Below are 17,210 nucleotides of genomic sequence, written 5' to 3'. Positions count from 1 at the left end.
AGGATCGAATCATGAAAACACGAAATCGTTGGTTGCCTGTTCTGGGCGTCGCGTCATCGCTCGTCGTGCTCGGTTGCGCCTCGGTGGACAGCTCTGCCGACATCGACAAACTCACGCAGCAGATCGTCTCTGCGTCCTTTCGTGACCAGGGCATTGCCAAGGTGGATCGGCTGAAGCAGGACGAGTCCAATGCCGCGTGCAGCGCTGCCGACGTGGCGGGAAAGCCGATTGATGCCAAGCTCGGCGCGAAGATTGAAGCCGACAATTTGAAGACCGTGCAATGGCCTGCGGGTGGAAAATTCATTGGCGACTGGAAAGAAGGCGAAAAGCTGGCGCAGAACGGCCGGGGCATGACCTGGACCGACAAGCCCGGCGACGCCAACGGCGGCAACTGCTACAACTGCCACCAGATCAGCAAGCAGGAAATCTCGTTCGGCACCCTCGGCCCCAGCCTCTACAACTACGGCAAGCTTCGCGGCATCGTCGACCCGAACAGCCCCGAAGCCAAGGCGATGGTCGAATACACCTGGGGCAAGATCTGGAACGCCAAGGCCTACAACGCCTGCTCCGGCATGCCCAGGTTCGGGCATGAAAAGATCCTGACGGAAAAGCAGGTGCAGGACCTGATGGCGTTGCTGGCGGATCCGAATTCGCCGGTGAACAAGTAGCAGTATTGAACCCGATGCAGTCGGCTCCGGTGGCAGAAGTGTTCACGACGTTTGAACCACCACCACAACGCCAAGACAGCCCTTGAGACGCGACGCACAGGCGCAGACAGTACTCCTGTACGGCAAGCCAGTGCAATAAAGCATCAAGGGCTGACTTGGCGCCTCCAAACGACCAACCCATCGAAGCCGCAAGGCTTCGTAAAGAAGAACAAAGAGCATCCCCATGAGCCTTTCCAAACGCGAATTCATGCAGGTATTGGCGGCTGCGGGCGTGGCAGGCATGGGCCTGCAGCGCTACGCGCACGCCGACTCCGCCACGGCCGACAAGGCCATGTACGACGTTCCCAAATTCGGCAACGTCAGCTTCCTGCACATGACCGACTGCCATGCGCAGCTCAACCCGATCTACTTCCGCGAGCCCAACGTCAACCTCGGCATCGGCGCGATGAAGAACCAGCGTCCTCATCTGGTGGGCGAGCATCTGCTGAAGTCCGCCGGCGTGCGTCCCGGCACGGCGGACGCCTACGCGTTCTCGTATCTCGACTTTGAAAGCGCCGCCAAGCGCTACGGCAAGGTGGGCGGTTTCGCGCATCTGGCCACGCTGGTCAAGCGCATGAAGGCATCGCGGCCCGGCGCGCTGCTGCTCGACGGCGGCGACACCTGGCAGGGCTCGGCCACGTCGCTGTGGACCCATGCTCAGGACATGGTGGATGCCTGCAAGCTGCTCGGCGTCGACGTGATGACCGGCCACTGGGAATTCACCTACGGCATGGAGCGGGTGAGGGAGATCATCGAAAAGGACTTCGGCAGCAAGCTCGATTTCGTTGCGCAGAACGTCAAGACCACCGACTTCGGCGACCCGGTTTTCAAACCTTACGTGATCCGTGAAATGAATGGCGTGTCCTGCGCCATCATCGGCCAGGCCTTCCCCTACACGCCGATCGCCAACCCGCGCTACATGGTGGCGGACTGGAGCTTCGGCATTCAGGACGAGAACCTGCAGGCCATGGTGGACGAGGCGCGCGGCAAGGGCGCGAAGGTCGTCGTCGTGCTCTCGCACAACGGCATGGACGTGGATCTGAAGATGGCCTCGCGCGTGCGGGGCGTCGATGCGATTCTGGGCGGTCATACGCATGACGGCATGCCCGTGCCGACCATCGTCGAGAACGCGGGCGGCAAGACCATCGTGACCAATGCGGGCTCGAACGGCAAGTTCCTCGGCGTGCTCGACTTCGACGTCAAGGACGGCAAGGTGCGCGACTTCAAGTACCGACTGCTGCCGGTGTTCTCGAACATTCTTGCGGCCGATGCCGAAATGCAGGCGCTCATCACCAAGGTGCGCGCGCCCTACGAAGCCAAGCTCGCCGAGGTGCTGGCGCGCACCGACGGCACGCTCTACCGCCGTGGCAATTTCAACGGCACGGGCGACCAGCTGCTGCTCGACGCGATGATGGCGGTGCAGGACTGCCCCATCGCGTTTTCGCCGGGTTTCCGCTGGGGCACCTCGCTGCTGCCGGGGCAGGACATCACGCGCGAATGGCTCATGGACATGACGGCGACGACGTACTCCTACGCCACCGTCACCGAGATGACCGGCGCGACCATCAAGACCGTGCTCGAAGACGTCTGCGACAACCTGTTCAACCCCGATCCGTATTACCAGCAGGGCGGTGACATGGTGCGCGTGGGTGGCCTGCAATACCGCTGCGACCCAACGACCAAGGCGGGCAGCCGCATCACCGAGATGCGCCTCAAGGGCGAGCTGCTCGACGCCGAGAAGAAGTACAAGGTGGCGGGCTGGGCCCCGGTGGCCGAAGAGGCCAAATCGGCGGGCAACAAGCAGATCTGGGAGCTGGTGGAGCCTTGGTTGAAAGATCAAAAGGTGATCGCGCCGCGCAAACTCAATGAGCCCGAGCTGCTGAATGTCAAACCTAATGAGGGAATAGCCCAGTAGGGGAATGTGCACTTAGCCATTGCGAAGTCGTGAGCGAAACGCTCCAATACGGCGCATGAGTGTTTCCGAGTTTGATTCGTTGGTCGCCACCGTTCTGGTGGCGGTTTTTTTCCTGTCGGCCGTGTTGGGCGCCGTCATGCGCGAGACGCGTTTCTGCACGATGGGCGCGATCAGCGACGTCGTCTATGTGGGCGACTGGATGCGCATGCGCCAGTGGTTGCTGGCCATCGGCGTCGCGATGTGCGGCTTTGCGCTGCTCGCCCACATCGGCTGGGTGAAGCCCGCCGACACCATCTACGCCATGCGCCGCGTGCTCTGGCTGTCCTCCATCGTCGGGGGGCTGATGTTCGGCGTGGGCATGGTGCTGGCTTCGGGCTGCGGTGCGCGCAATCTCACTCGGGTGGGCGGCGGCAGTCTCAAGTCGCTGGTCGTGCTGATCGTCATGGCGGTGGCGGCGTTCGCCACGCTCAAGGGCATCACCTCGGTGCCTCGCGCGCGCTATGTCGAGAGCGTGTTCGTCGAGCTGCCGCATCTCACGCTGCTGCCGGAGTGGCTGGCCTCAACGGGCATGGCGTCGGTGGACACGCTGCGCTGGGTGCTCGGCTGCGGCATGGGGGTGCTGCTGATCATCATCGGCTTCGGCGGGCCGCGCAGCGGACGTGACTGGGGCGTGCTGATCGGTGGCCTGATCGTGGGCGTCTGCGTCGCGGCGGCCTGGGCGCTGAGCGGGCATGTGGGCGAGGTGCAGGAACACCCCGAGACGCTGGAGCACCTGTACGCCACCACCTACACCGGCCGCATCGAGGCCTTCAGTTTCGTCGCGCCGGTGGCGCATGTGCTCGACTGGCTGCTGTTCTTCAGCGACCGGGCCAAGGTGCTGACCTGGGGCGCGGTCGCGGTGTTCGGCATGGTGTTCGGCGCGCTGGTGCAGTCGCTCGTGCGGCGCGAGTTCCGCTGGCAGGGCTTTGCCGACACGGCCGATCTCGCGCGCCATCTGGTGGGCGCTGCGCTCATGGGCGTAGGGGGCGTGGTCGCCATGGGCTGCACCGTGGGGCAGGGCCTGAGCGCGATTTCGATGCTGCAGATCGGCAGCTTCATTTCGGTGGCGGCCATCGTCGTGGGCGCGGTCATTGCCTTGCGTGCGCAGCAGTGGCTTTTGGAGCGCGGGTGATCTTGAGGGCGTGTTTGCGCTCTCAGGCCTATCAGGGTTTTCTTTTAGGTGGCTTTGCTTATGCGGGTTTACTTTGAGTGATCTCGCCCGGTTTGTTTTCCACAATGCGTTGCCGGTGGTCCCATCGGCCTTCGCAACGATGGGCACGCCCAGAGGCTGGCGCGTGTCAGAACCATTAGGGAGACAAAATGCACGCGAGAGCAACGAAGAAGAAATCCCACGCCACGGCTCTGTGGAGCTTCACCGCATTGGCCTGCGCCACGCTGGCGGCCTGCGGCGGCAGTTCCCATCATGTGACCAATGACCTGCCGCAAGGCGTCACGGAGATCAGCAGCACGCAGTACGGCGCCACCTCGGTCAGCGCCGGCAGCACGGCGGCGCAGCAGGATCTGCTGACCGGCGGCATCGGCAAGACCGGTCTCGGCGGCGCGGCGCCTGCCTATGCCGATCCAGCCAATCCCACCGTGGCCGAGTTGCGCCGCAACGCGCTGTTTTCAAACTATCGCGGCATTCTGGATCCGCTTCCCGGTGGCGGCTATGGCACGCTCTATGGCCCCAACGTGACCGCCGCCGGTGCGGTCACCCAGAACGAAGGGCTGATTCCGGGGCGCGAATACATCGCCGTGCTCGATGATGGATCGGGCCGCAAGCAGACCGTGATCGCGGTGCAGGTGCCCGACAGCTTCGACACCAAGAACCCCTGCGTGGTGCTGGGCCCGTCCTCGGGCTCGCGTGGCGTGTACGGCGCCATCGGCACGGCGGGCGAGTGGGGCCTCAAGAAGGGCTGCGCGGTGGCGCTGACCGACGCTGGAAAGGGCGTGGGTCTGCACAATCTGGCGGACGACACGGTCAACAAGATCGAAGGTTCGCGCGCCACCAAGTCGGCGGCGGGCAAGCTGAGCTTCTTCTCGGCGAATCTCACCGACGCCGCCCGTGCGGCCTACAACGCGGCCTTCCCCAACCGCATCGCCATCAAGCACGCCCAGTCGCAGCAGAACCCCGAGAAGGACTGGGGCACCGACACCCTGACTGCCGCGCGCTATGCGCTCTACGTGCTCAACGCGAAGTACGGCAAGCAGGACGATCCCGTGCCATTCACCAAGGACAACACGCTGGTGATCGGCGGCTCCGCCTCCAACGGCGGCGCGGCCGTGCTGCGTGCGGCGGAGCAGGACGGCGACGGCCTGATCGACGGCGTGGTGGCCTCGGAGCCCATGGTCGAGATGCCGACCACCAGTGGCTACGGCATCCAGTTCGGCGAGGCGGCGGTGACCGGCTACGGCAAGACGCTGGCCGACTACACCACCTACGGCAACATCTACCAGCCCTGCGCGGCGCTCGCGCCCGATGCGGCGATCAACGAGACCTCGATCTACAACTACATCGCGCTCACCGCGATGACGGCACGCGCCACCGCACGCTGCGACGGCCTCGCGGCCAAGGGGCTGGTGAGCGGTGCGACCACGGCGGAGCGCGCCGCCGATGCGCTCGACAAGCTGCGTGCCTATGGCTGGACACGTGACAACGACCAGATGCACAACGCGCATTACGCGCTGGGCAACGGGCCCATTCTGTCGGCGATGTACACCATGGCCTACGGCCGCTTCGGTGCGGACGCCAACCTGTGCAACGCGAGCTTCGGTGCGGCAAGCGCCACCGGCGATGTCGTCGCCGCGGCACCCGCTGCGCTGGCGCAGAGCTTTGCCACGGCCAACGGCACGTCGAACGGCACGCCCGCCACGGTGATCTACAACGACTCCGTGGGCGGCGCCAAGTCGTGGGCGTTCGCGGTGTCGCCGTCCACCGGCGTGGCCGATCTGGGGCTGGACAACGCGCTGTGCCAGCACGCGCTGGTCTCGGGCGTCGATGCTGCGGGCAAGGCGCTCACGGCGGAAAGCGTCCCGACCAAGGCGCAGAGCGACGCGGTGCGCAGCGGCCTGACGGAAGTGCGCCACAGCGCCAACCTGAAGACCAAGCCGGTGATCATCGTCGCGGGCCGCAGCGACGCGCTGATTCCCGTGAACCACAACGCGCGCGCCTACACCGCGCTGAACCAGACGCTGGAAGGCGCCAAGTCCAACCTGCGCTACATCGAGGTGACGAACGCGCAGCATTTCGACGCCTTCCTGCTGTTCGGCGGCTTCGACACGCGCTTCGTGCCGCTGCATCCGTACTTCAACCAGGCGATGGACGCGATGTGGAACCACCTCAAGACCAAGGCCGCGCTGCCCGCCAGCCAGGTCGTGCGGACCACGCCGCGCGGCGGCACGCCGGGCGCGGCCACGGTGATCACCGCGGCCAACGTGCCGGGCTTCAAGGCCACGCCGGCAGCGGCCGACCAGATCGGTTTCGTGGGCACGTCCATCAAGGTGCCGCAGTGATGAGTTGAGATCGCGGTTGCGATGTCTGCGCGGCCTTGCAGGCCATCCCGATCCGCATCCTGCAAGCCTCGCGTTGAGATCGGACACGCGCTCCGAGGTCGTGGCACACTGGAAACCGGTCCGTCGAACCTGTCGGCGGGCCGGTTTTTTTCCCTGCCTCCCACACACGCCATGTCCGCTGTCATCACTCCCGTTTCCCGATATGTCTCCTGTGCCGGTTACGAGCTGCACTGCATGGACTGGTGCGCTCCCGACGTGCAGGATGCGCCGGTCGTCATCGCCTGGCACGGACTCGCGCGCACCGGGCGCGACATGGATGCGCTCGCGCAGTTCCTCGCGGGCCAGGGCTTTCGGGTGATCTGCCCGGATACCATCGGCCGGGGCTTCAGCCAGTGGAGCAGGGCTCCCCAAGAGGAGTACTGCCTGCGCTTTTATGCGCGCATCGCGCGCGAGCTGTTCGACGCGCTCGGCATCGCCCGCGCGCATTGGGTGGGCACGTCGATGGGCGGCGCCATCGGCACGGTCTGCGCGTCGGGTCTGTTCGAGCCCTCGCTGCGGGAGCGCATCGCGACGCTGGTGCTCAACGACAATGCGCCGCAGCTCGCCGAAGCCGCGATCGAGCGCATCAAGGCCTATGCCGGCACGCCACCGGTTTTTGATTCCATGGCCGATCTGGAGCATTTCTTTCGCACCGCGTACAAACCGTTCGGCTGGCTCAGCGACGTCGAATGGCGCAAGCTCACCGAGACCAGCACGCGGCGTCTGGATGACGGGCGCGTCACGCCTCACTACGATCCCGCCATCGTCATGCAGTTCACGGAACACGCGGACGACTACCTGATCTGGCCGCATTACGATGCGCTGGACCTGCCCGTGCTGTTGCTGCGCGGCGAGTCTTCTGATCTGGTGCTTGAGTCCACGGCGCGCGAAATGCGCACGCGTGGGCCGGGCGCAAGAGGGCTGCTCGAATGGATCGAGGTGCCGGACTGCGGCCATGCACCGGCGCTCAACGTGCCCGCGCAATGGGAGGCCGTGCTGCGATGCCTGCAGCGCGCCTAATAACGTGTTGACGATCTCCACACGCTCTTGCAGGCGTGGCTTCGGGCGGTCTGCCGCGTTGCAAATCCCGATCCGCATCCTGCAAGCCTCGCGCCGAGATCGCGAACACGCTCCAAACGCATGGAATGGCATGCTGATCAACCCCATCCAAGCAAGGACACTGGTGCGCGGCTAGCATGCCGTGAGAGTGTTGCGGGGATCGCCAACACGCTCTCACGGTCCTCGGCTTCTGCCGGACCGTCCTTGCAGCGCTTTTTCCACCCCCTTCACCGGAGTGTCCGCACATGGCCTGGCTGGTCGATCTCATCCGCGAATTCGGCTTTGGAATCGTGTTCCTCAACGTGCTCATCGAGCAGTTGGGCGCGCCGATTCCGGCCTATCCGGTGCTGGTCATCACCGGCGCGCTCGAGGGCGCAAGCATGGGCCGGCTCTTGATGCTGATCGTCATCGCGGTAGTCGCCGCGCTGATCGCCGACGTCATCTGGTACCGCGCGGGCAAGACCTATGGCGGTGCGGTGCTTGGGCGCATCTGCCGCATTTCGCTTTCGCCCGATGCCTGCATCCGCCAGACCGAATCGGTCTATGGCCGCTGGGGCCCCAAGTCGCTGCTGATCGCCAAGTTCGTGCCGGGCTTCGCCTCCATCGCCAGTGCGCTAGCCGGAACCGTGGGCACGCCGCTCTCTACCTTCATTCTCTTCGACACGCTGGGCGCCGTCATCTGGGTGGGCTCGGCCGTGTTCCTGGGTTCGCTGTTCAGCAGCACGGTGCAGGATCTGCTGGACGTGCTCACCGCGCTCGGCAAGTGGGGCCTGCTGCTGGTGATGTTCGTGTTCGCGATCTTTCTGCTGCGCAAATGGTGGCAGCGCACGCGCACGCTGCGCTCGCTCAAGATGCCTCGCCTGTCGGTGCAGGAGCTGGCGGGCATGAACGCGCAAGGCGTGTATCCCACGGTGATCGACGTGCGCGATCTCTCGCAGTATCAGCGTGGCCGCATCCCGCGCGCGCAGGCATGGCGCACGATCTCGCGGCAGGGCGAGCAGCCGCACGCGCCGCTGCTGCCGCAGGAGCAGCACGCCCATGGCCTCGTCATCTACTGCGACTGCCCCCACGAAATCTCGGCCGCGCGCATCGCCAAGCAGCTGCAGCGCGCGGGCTTTTCCAACGTGCGTCCGCTGGTGGGCGGGCTGGAAGCCTGGCGAGCGGCGGGATTCGACGTGGAGGCGGACGAGAAATCAGCGCCTGCCGCGGCGTCGCTCGAATCGCAGGGACCGTTGATCCCTTGATCCCCCAATGCAAACAGCCACCGCGAAGGTGGCTGTTGTCTGCATGGACCGCATTCACGGGCGCTGCAATGGCGTGCGCCCGCGAGGGTGATGGGCGATTTATTCGTCCACGCGCGTGATCTTGGAGCCGTTGAGCGACACGCCGGCTTCCAGGCCCACGTTGGTCAGTACGTAGCTCACCACGGGTTCCTGAACGGTCTGGCTGTCGATGGAGGAGTTGGCACCCACGCGACCCACGGTCACCTGGGCGTCGGCACCGGCGGTCCAGCCGTTGCTTGCCTTGAACTTGGCGAGGGCTTCGTCGGTGTTGAACACATAGATCACGGCCTTGGACTGGCCGCCGATCTGCCAGCCGACGGATGCGCCGGTGGTGCTGTAGAAGGCGGTGTTCTTGCCATGCTCACGCAGCACGCCACGGCCATGTTCCACGCCCACCACGAAGCTGCCGCCCACGACCGACGGGAAAATCAGCACGCCCTTGGCCTTGGACACCACGTCCTTGGAGCCGGGAGCTGTGGAGTACAGACGCTCAAGCGCTGCGTTGGCGCGGGTGTTGATGGTGGTGCTGTCCATGCGCGGAGCGGCGGCAGTGGTGGTGTTGGTCGTGGTACAGGCCACCATCGACATCGCGCCGGTTGCCACGGCAGCGGCCATCACCACGGTACGCAGAGAAACGATATTACGCATCACAGTTCTTCCTTTCAGTTCTATGGAGGGATGCGGCTTCGCCGGGAGGGGGAAGCCGCATGTCCTTATTGTCGGCACGGAGGCTGAAGCGCATTGGATGCGACCGACAACCCTGCTGCCCAATTCAATTCAGGATGTTGCAATGCTATTGCGTGTCGCCGCGTTTGTACTGGGAATCACATCAGGATGCGCGCTTGACCTACAAATCCGTGTCGGGAATGGAATTTGATCCGTTGTGCGCAATGAAAACGGCGTTTCACTTGCCTGCTGGCATGGAGCAATGTCCGCCCGAAGCGGCCTGGCCCGAGCCGGCGGCGATCAACGGCGCCTCAAAGCGCAGATCGACCTTGGGCGATGCCGCGTAATCCCAGGCGAGAAACGCGACCAGTGCCAGCCAGAAGAGGGCGCGCAGGGTGTTTTTCTGTGTCATGTTCGTTGGCTCCCTTGCGCGCTCACATGCCGAAGTGGCGGCGGATGCGCAGACCGAAGATGGTGCCCGCAAACGCGAGCGGCACCCAGATCCAGCCGTGGATGCTGCCGGTGGAGATGCCCGAAAACATCGCGCCCACGTTGCAGCCAAAGGCCAGGCGCGAGCTGTAGCCGAGGATCAGGCCGGCGACCAGCGCGACGACCCATTGCTTGCCGGTGAGCGGCGTGGCGGATGCGGGTTTGGCTGCGGCGACCCAGAGCGCGCCGCCCAGAATGCCGATGTTGGTAATGCTGGTGACATCGAGCAGGACGGTCTCGTGCAGGCGCGCGGCGTTGCCGGGCTGGCTCCAGAACCAGTTCTGCGAAAGGTCGATGGCGCCGCTCGCACTGGCGATTTTCGCGGCCCAGAGACCGAAGCCGTAGACCACGCCCCATGGCTGGCCCGCGATGAGCAGATTCAGGGTGGCGAGAATCGCGAGCAGCACCGCACCGACCAGCCAGCGGCGCGAGAACAGGGACTTGGCCGGACGATGCAGTCGGGCGTTGGCACCACGCGTGTAGAACGCCACGGCGATGGCGACCACGGCGAGCGCGGCCAGCGTGGCCACGAGCGCGTACTGCCAGCCCCAGGTCGTCACCAGGCCCACGGGCGGCAGCGCGCCGAGATCCAGCCACCAGCCGAGGCTCAGGCTGCCCAGAAAGCTGCCGATGGCGAACATCGGAAGAATGGCGGTGTTCATCGGAAAGCCCATGCCTGCCTTGTAGAGCGTGCCGCTGCCGCAGCCGTCGGCGATCTGCATGCACAGGCCGAAGACGAAGGCTCCGACCAGCAGGCTGATGCTGGGTGGACCGAGGGCGGCCGTCAGTTCGGGGAAATGCCCGAGCAACGGCATGGCCATGGCGGCCGCGAGCGCGAGCAGCAGGAGTTGGCCGAAGACGCCGCTGGCGTCTTTTTCTTCAATGAGCATGCGCCAGCCGGTGGTGAAACCGAAACGCTTGCCCGCCAGCACCGCGCCAAGGCCGATGCCTACGGCGAACAGCGCGGCCTGGCGCACCGAGACGGTCCAGAGCAGCCAGCCGAAGAAGACGAGAAAGACGATGGCGAGCGGCAGACGCTTGGTGCCACTGGCGGTGGGCGATGCGCTGTTGGCCGCGCCCTGCGGGACGGTGGTGGTGGCTGTGCTCATGCGGTACTCGGTTGTTCTGAAGTGTTGGGGCGGGCGAGGCGGCGTCGTTCGCTCACTTGAACGTGCGCTTCCACCATTGCTGTGCGTCGTAGGCCAGCGATTCGGCCCGCGTGGGCTGGTTGGCCATCTGCGGCACGTCCTTGGACTGGGTCCAGTCGACCATCGATCCGGCGTAGAGCTTCACGTTGGGCAGGCCAGCCACTTCGGAGAGGCCGAACCAGTCGGTCGCGGCCCAGTGGCCGGTGTTGCAGAAGGCGACCGTGTCCTTGCCGTCTTCGCGCTGGATCCTGGAAGCGATCTGTCTGGCCTTGTCTGCGTTCACGAATCTGGAGGTGCCGGGCTCGAACCACTGGTTGAAGTCGAGCTGCTGAGCGCCGGGCAGGGTACCCGAGAGCTTGGCGGCCGGCGCGCGTGTCTTGCCCTGATAGAACGCGTCGGGGCGCGAATCGACCAGCGCCGCGTTGCTCAGGTCAAGGTGCTGGCGCACCTCGGAGCGCGTGGCGAGCCACTGGGCGTCAAAGGTGGGGGCGTAGTTGCTGGGCGTGATCTTCACGGCGGCCTGCGTGGTCGGCGCACCGGCCGCTTCCCACGCCATCATGCCGCCGTTGGCCACGGACAGTTCCTTGAGGCCAAGACTCTTGAGCGTCCAATAGACGCGCGCCATGGCACCGAAGTCGGTGGCGTCCACGCCGTTGGAGATCACCACCGCGTGCGTCTGCGGCGTGAGGCCCAGCGACTGCACGAGCTTGACCAGCTTGTCCTGATCGGGCAACTCGCCGGGATTGGTCGCGGGGCCGCGCCACTTGCCGTAGGGCGCGTTGACGGCGCCCGCGATGTGGCTGAGCTCGTAGCTCTTGGGGTCGCGGATGTCGATCACGCGCACCTGAGGCTGTTGCAGCAGCGGCTGCAGTTCCTGCGGCGTGAGAAGTGGCTGGGCGGACCATGCCAGCGGGGTCGCGGCCAAGGTGGCCGCAAGGGCGAAAAAGGCTTTCATGGCGTGCTGTCTCGTCGGAATCGAAAGGGGGAGATCACTGACGACAAGGGAGCGGGCGGCGTGGCCGGTCTCCGTCTCTATATATCGCCATTGTCTTATTTATGTTTTTCGTTCCCAACGACGAAAAAGCAGTTTCAATATACTGATTTCGTTATATTGGATGAATGTGGAGCGCAGCTCCATCGCCTGACATGTCCTCAATATTCCAGCGTCACCGTGACTGTGTCGCTGTAGCTGCCGGCCGTGGGCTGGGCCTGCACCGGCACCTGGCCGTAGACGGTGATCACCGTGGGGTTGGTCTGCGTGGCGCCCGAGCCGTTGACGGTGTCGCTGCCGCCCGTGGTGTCGTTGCCCCAGCGCAGGGTGCGCGCGCTGTTGCGGTAGAGCTCGTAGGGAATGTAGGCGGCGCTGCTGCCGTGCTTCATGCGGCGCTGCGTGCCCACCGCGTTGATGCCGTTGTTCAAGCCCATTCTCCAGGTGGTCGAGCCGGGACAGGCGAGGCTGATCGTGGTCGTTGCGTTCTGCACGCTTCCAAGCGAGCTGACGCTGCCGAAGTCGAGATCGGAGACCGATCCCAGCGAAATCTTGCAGCTGCCCGAAACCGTGGCGGTCGTGCCGTTGTAGCCGACGATGATGGAGCCCGTGCCGCTGTTGGCGCCATTCGACGAATTGCAGTTGGACGGCGTGCCCTTGTTGCTCCACGCGTACTTGAGCGTGACGTTGCTGAACTGGGCCTGGTAGCTGCCCGCCGTGCTGCTCGCGGGCAGTGCGGGAATTCTGGCGTAGATCGGCACGCTGCCGGCGGGGCTGGACCAGCCGCCGGGGACCATGAAACTCCATGTGTAGTCAGGGTAGCCCGCACCGCTGGGGGGCGGGCCGATGATGTTGGTGTAGCTTGCGTCGGAATACAGGTTGTAGGCGATCTCGTGGCCGTTGTAGTCGGTCATGCGGCGCGGGTTGATGCCGCTGGTGGCCGGGATGTTGCCCTCTGGAATGTAGAGGCAGAGCTTGTAGTAGGTGTCACTCGCGTTGGACTGGCAGTTGTAGGGCAGCGCGCCGGTGGTGGTGGCGCTCGCGTTGATGTAGACCGTGCCGAAGCTGATGCCGAAGCCGCTGGAGTTGCACTGCTGCGCCCAGCCCGCGAGCGGGGAGAGCAGCAGCAGGGCAGCGCACCAGCGCAGGGCGCGCAGCAAGGGCGTGAGCTGGGGATGCGGTTGATGCGGGTGGGGCGGGTGATGTGGGTGATGCGTCATGGCGGCTTCTCTCATGGTACGTCACGGCAGATGAGCTCGCCCAGGTTTTTCCAGCCGGGTGCGGAGCCGTCGCTCGGCAAGGAAGCGACGCATTCGACGCCGCTGGCCGTGCGGGCACGCAGTCGCGCATTGGCGGGTGCGTCTTCCACATAGACCAGCCCGTCGTAACCGATCAGCACAGGCCGCTTCGCGGTGCCGTCATCGCTCTCGAGCAGGGCGTCGCCGCCGGCGGGCAGGAACTCGCCGCGCTGGTCCTTGAGCGTGATCTGCAGGTTGCTCACGTGTCGCATCGCGAAGCGCGCGAGCACGCCGCCTTGGTACTGGGGTACGGCGTCGGCCTGCACGCGGTCGATCTTCAGGTCGGGCGCGAGGCTCAGCGTGTCGATGGAGATCAGGTTGCGCTGGTAGGCGTTGAGACGGTCGACGAGCAGGTAGCCCTTGTCGTTGGTCTGACCGACCACGCGGTTTTCCAGCCGGATCGGCACGTTGGCGATGCCGTCGGTGGTCACCAGCGCAAAGCCGTCGGTGGCGGTGCGCATGGGGTAGAGCCGGTTGTGCGTCCACAGCAGACCGCCGTTGGCGCTCGCGTAGGCAGAGCTGCTGTTGCCGCCGCCATTCGATCCCGCCTGATGCATCACGCCTGCGCTCCATTGGCCGTAGTTGCCGAGTTGGTTGATCTGCGCCTGCGCGTAGCGGCTGCCGCCGACGCCCGCTTCGGTGCGCCAGCCCCAGCCGCCGGTGTCCGCCGAGGACGCCTGAGTCGCGCCGACGACGAGCGAATTCTGGCCGCCGCTGTGCCGTGCGGTGGTGGAGGCCGAGAGAAAGCGCTCGAGCGCAATCGTCATCGACACATAGAGCGATGTGCCGCTGCGGCCTTCGAGGTCGCGCATCGCGTTGAGGTTCAGGTTGATGTCGCGGCTCAGTTGGCGGGACCATGAGAGGTTGGCATACCGCGCATGCGTGCCGTCCGACGAGGCCTGCGCCACGTAGCCCGCGCCGAAGCTGCCCCAGTCGGTGTTCGCTCCGAGAAAAATCTGGTCGCTGCCGCGCGCCAGTGGGTTGCCGTTGGCAGCCGCATTGCCGTCGACGCTGGCCACGTCGCGGAACGCGGCATTGCGGCGCATGGAGCTGAAACCAGCACTCCACGCAGGCGCGCTCCATTGGTAGCCGAGCGTGGCCTGCTGGCCGGTCTTGCCCGCGTATTGGCTGGCCGCGAGCGCGGCGCTCACCACGCCGCCCTGCGTGCCGAGCAGCCATGCGCCGCCCGCGCCGAGCATGCGCACATGCGAGTCGGCTTCGGCATGGCCTTCGAGCGTCAGGTGGTTGGTGAGGCCATAGCGGCCGCTGGCGCTCAGCATGGGGCTGTTGCGGTAGCTGAACGAGCGGATGCCGTAGTCCTCGCGCACGCTGCCGAGCTCGACGGACCAGTCGGCCAGACCTTGCTGCAGCAACTGCGATGCACCATACAGCGGCAGATTCACGGTGCGCTGCTGGCCGGTGATGTCGGTGATCACCATCTGCGCGTTGCCCAGCCCCGAGAGCGTGGGAATGCTGCCCAGCGTGAATTGCCCGGGTTGCACCTGCTGGGTGCTTTGGCGCAGTCCGTTGAGGTAGAGATCGACCGTGGAGGGCAGGGCGGCCTCGCCCTGGATCTGCGCGAGCGGCGTGGTGACGCGGTAGGGCTGCAGCGCGAAATTGCGCGACAGCCGGATGCCGCCAAAGCGCGTGGGCCGCGTCCAGGAGAGACCGCCCGTGACCGCATCGCCCACGGTGAGCGAGGTCATCGAGTCCTGAAAATGGCGCTGCCATTGGGTGTCGAGCCGCACCGTGCCGCGCTGCGCGCTGCCGTTGGACGCGTCGCCAAGGCCCGTCACCGAGCGCGTGATCATGGTGTTGCCCAGATGGCCCGAGGCCACGCCCATGAGCCGCATTTCGGTCCACGCGCTGAGCGAGGTGACGTTGCGGTCCGTGCGCATCTGCTGGCCGTAGAGGTCGTAGTTGACGACCAGACCGCGCAGCTGGTCTTCGGGATCCACACGGGCCGCACGCGTGGCGGCCACCTCCATCTGCGCCGCCGGTGCGTCAAGCAGCGCGACGGGAGCCTGCAGCTTGACGCGCTGGGTGCGTGCGTCGTATTCGGTGATCAGCCCGGAGATGCTGGAGAGCGCCAGCATCTGCGGGGCGGGTGAAGCACCGGCTGCGGCAATGCGCAGGCCGATGTCCTTGAGCGTGGCGGTGTCACTGTAGAGCTGTTGATCGCGGATCTCGAAGCGTGCGAGCTTGCCTGTGCGCACGCTGTTGAGCGTGACCTCGAGGTACAGCTCCTGCGTGGCCGCGGCGGCGTCAGCGGGTGGGGCTGCCTGAGCGCCTTGCGCGAACGCGGTGCCCGCGTTGATCGCGAACGCGGCGGCGAGGCTACTTGCCAGCAGGGATTTGCACAAGCGTCTGGGACTGCGTGTCATCGTTGAGCCGCGCGTCGATGCGGCCACCGGATTGCCGCAGTGTGTGGGGCAGCGGCAGCCGCCACTTCATGCTGTGCCCCGCAAGCACATAGCCGAGAAGGCCCGGCGTCAGCGACGTGGTCTTGCCGTTCGCATCGACAAAATCGACCTTGCTGATGCGCACGCGCTGACGGCCCGTGTTCTGGATCTGCAGCGTTGACGCATCGGCGTCGGTACCCGCGCTCAGCGTGCTCGCATAGGGCTGAAGGCTCGTGAGGCGGTGCCGCGCGGCCAGCGTCTGGCCGTCCTGCGGAATCACGAACACCGGGATGGAGTGCTGGATCAGCAACTGCACGCCCCGGGACGCGTTGGCGTCCCCGCTGGCATCCGCGCGCGCGGCGGGCGGCAATTCGCTCACCAGCAGGCGGAAGGTCTGCTCGGACTGCGCGTCGCCCTTTTGCAGTCGCACGACGCGCACGAACTGGCGCTCACCCGGCGCGATTTCGAGAATCGGCGGGCTGGCGGTCAGCGCGGCAGTGGCGGTGAGCTGGTCGGCGCCGGAGCTGTCCTGCGTCCACTGGAACAGGCGCGACTGCGCACGCAGCGGCGTCGCGCCTTCGTTGGTGAGCCACAGACCCTGCGAGGTGTCGGCCTGCTGCAGTTCCAGCAGCACATTGGAGACCTGCAGGCTACCGGAGGCCATGGCGCTGCCCGCCGTCATCAGACCGGCGCAGATCAGCGCGATGCATCCATGCAAGCGACGTCGGAACATGGCAGTCACCACCCGTCAGTTCATCAGTACGAAATGGTGGCGGTCACGGTGTCTTCGTAAGCGCCAGCGGGGACGTTGGTGGCACCGGTGGGCACGCGGCCATAGACCGGAATGGAAACTTCGGCGGCGGTGCCCGTACCGGAGAAAGGGGTCGTGGACAGATCACCCCAGGCGGTCGTTCGGCCGGTGTTGGTGAACAGGCCGTAGGGGATCGTGTCGCTGGTGGTGCTGTGCTTCATGTTGCGCTGCGAACCGCTCGCGTTGAGGCCGTTGTTCAGGCCGATCTTGAAGGGCGTGCCCTTGGTGCAGGTGACGAGCAGCGAGCCCGACGCATCAGCCGCATCGACGCTGCGCGCAGTGGTGCCGAAATCGACATCGGTCGCCTTGGCGCCAGTGAACTTGCACGACTCGGTGATCGTGATCTTGACCTTGAAATCGGTCGTGTCGGTGGTGGCTGCGGTGGCGGAAAAAACGAGTCCCAGAGCGACGGCAGAAGCCGCGCCCAATTGCTTGAAGTTCAACATGATGTGGTGTTCCCAGAACGGGTTGAAGGGTGACGACTTGTTGAAAGTCGTTGGTATTACATTGATTTGTTACAGTTCTTGATAGTAAAACTGTATATTGATTATCAAAAAACACATTAAGTTACGCAAGCGGCCATGCGGGTTTCAAGGACATTCGATTGAGATTGTTGCTTTCGCACGATTGGACAATAAGAATGACCAATCGATACGCCGGGTGAGGTGCCCGGGTGTGACGCACACTCCGCGTGACTCTCCGCACGTCGGCGGCGAGCCGGAAATCTTTCGCCGGAACGGCAGTGGGCGTTCCGGCTGGCGTCGAAACCATCGGGCTTCGAGGAACAAAAAAAAGGGGGCGTCGCGCGAACCGCAACGCCCCCTCCCACTCAGAAAAAACTCAGAGCGTGTTT

14 protein-coding genes are annotated in these 17,210 nt (G+C 65.2%); 6 read left to right on the top strand and 8 right to left on the bottom strand.

Features of this window, described 5'->3' with window-relative positions; translation table 11 throughout:
• Window positions 1–11: 11 nt before the first annotated feature.
• From soxX to ISG32_RS10390, 6 genes are all read left to right on the top strand, one after another.
• The gene (gene soxX, locus ISG32_RS10415) at window positions 12–668 is read left to right on the top strand and encodes a sulfur oxidation c-type cytochrome SoxX (protein ID WP_194770922.1); all 657 of its coding nucleotides are present in this window, start codon (window positions 12–14) and stop codon (window positions 666–668) included.
• 223 nt (window positions 669–891) lie between these two features.
• On the top strand, window positions 892–2,622 hold the full coding sequence (gene soxB / locus ISG32_RS10410; protein ID WP_194770921.1) for a thiosulfohydrolase SoxB: 1,731 nt from the start codon (window positions 892–894) through the stop codon (window positions 2,620–2,622).
• Between the two features lie 55 nt (window positions 2,623–2,677).
• Window positions 2,678–3,793 (top strand): YeeE/YedE family protein, encoded by a 1,116-nt coding sequence (locus ISG32_RS10405; protein ID WP_194770920.1) that lies wholly within the window; start codon window positions 2,678–2,680, stop codon window positions 3,791–3,793.
• 188 nt (window positions 3,794–3,981) lie between these two features.
• Window positions 3,982–6,174, top strand: coding sequence for a 3-hydroxybutyrate oligomer hydrolase family protein (locus ISG32_RS10400; RefSeq protein WP_194770919.1), 2,193 nt, complete (start codon window positions 3,982–3,984; stop codon window positions 6,172–6,174).
• A 171-nt stretch (window positions 6,175–6,345) separates the two neighbouring features.
• Window positions 6,346–7,233 (top strand): alpha/beta fold hydrolase, encoded by an 888-nt coding sequence (locus ISG32_RS10395; protein WP_194770918.1) that lies wholly within the window; start codon window positions 6,346–6,348, stop codon window positions 7,231–7,233.
• 284 nt (window positions 7,234–7,517) lie between these two features.
• Window positions 7,518–8,516, top strand: coding sequence for a VTT domain-containing protein (locus tag ISG32_RS10390; protein ID WP_194770917.1), 999 nt, complete (start codon window positions 7,518–7,520; stop codon window positions 8,514–8,516).
• Between the two features lie 99 nt (window positions 8,517–8,615).
• Here ISG32_RS10390 and ISG32_RS10385 read toward each other — a convergent pair whose 3' ends face one another.
• The 8 genes from ISG32_RS10385 to ISG32_RS10350 form a co-directional block, all read right to left on the bottom strand.
• Window positions 8,616–9,203 (bottom strand): BPSL1445 family SYLF domain-containing lipoprotein, encoded by a 588-nt coding sequence (locus ISG32_RS10385; RefSeq protein ID WP_194770916.1) that lies wholly within the window; start codon window positions 9,201–9,203, stop codon window positions 8,616–8,618.
• A 256-nt stretch (window positions 9,204–9,459) separates the two neighbouring features.
• Window positions 9,460–9,633, bottom strand: coding sequence for a hypothetical protein (locus tag ISG32_RS10380; RefSeq protein ID WP_194770915.1), 174 nt, complete (start codon window positions 9,631–9,633; stop codon window positions 9,460–9,462).
• A gap of 22 nt (window positions 9,634–9,655) precedes the next feature.
• On the bottom strand, window positions 9,656–10,819 hold the full coding sequence (locus ISG32_RS10375) for a YeeE/YedE thiosulfate transporter family protein (protein WP_194770914.1): 1,164 nt from the start codon (window positions 10,817–10,819) through the stop codon (window positions 9,656–9,658).
• A gap of 52 nt (window positions 10,820–10,871) precedes the next feature.
• Entirely contained in the window at window positions 10,872–11,813 is a 942-nt protein-coding gene (locus tag ISG32_RS10370) for a sulfurtransferase (protein ID WP_194770913.1), read from the bottom strand.
• Between the two features lie 197 nt (window positions 11,814–12,010).
• Window positions 12,011–13,066, bottom strand: a complete 1,056-nt coding sequence (locus ISG32_RS10365) for a Csu type fimbrial protein (RefSeq protein ID WP_194770912.1) — start codon at window positions 13,064–13,066, stop codon at window positions 12,011–12,013.
• A gap of 11 nt (window positions 13,067–13,077) precedes the next feature.
• On the bottom strand, window positions 13,078–15,507 hold the full coding sequence (locus ISG32_RS10360; RefSeq protein ID WP_194770911.1) for a fimbria/pilus outer membrane usher protein: 2,430 nt from the start codon (window positions 15,505–15,507) through the stop codon (window positions 13,078–13,080).
• A complete protein-coding gene (locus ISG32_RS10355) occupies window positions 15,482–16,279 on the bottom strand; it encodes a fimbrial biogenesis chaperone (RefSeq protein WP_194770910.1) in 798 nt (265 codons plus the stop codon). The genes ISG32_RS10360 and ISG32_RS10355 overlap by 26 nt, the downstream gene beginning before the upstream one ends.
• A 23-nt stretch (window positions 16,280–16,302) precedes the next feature.
• On the bottom strand, window positions 16,303–16,803 hold the full coding sequence (locus ISG32_RS10350; protein ID WP_194770909.1) for a Csu type fimbrial protein: 501 nt from the start codon (window positions 16,801–16,803) through the stop codon (window positions 16,303–16,305).
• Window positions 16,804–17,210: the final 407 nt, after the last annotated feature.

It is taken from the genome of Diaphorobacter caeni (assembly GCF_015354245.1).
GTDB lineage: Bacteria > Pseudomonadota > Gammaproteobacteria > Burkholderiales > Burkholderiaceae_C > Diaphorobacter_A > Diaphorobacter_A caeni.
The sequence above is the reverse complement of the archived record's forward strand: the minus strand, read 5'-3'. Positions and strand labels throughout refer to the sequence as shown.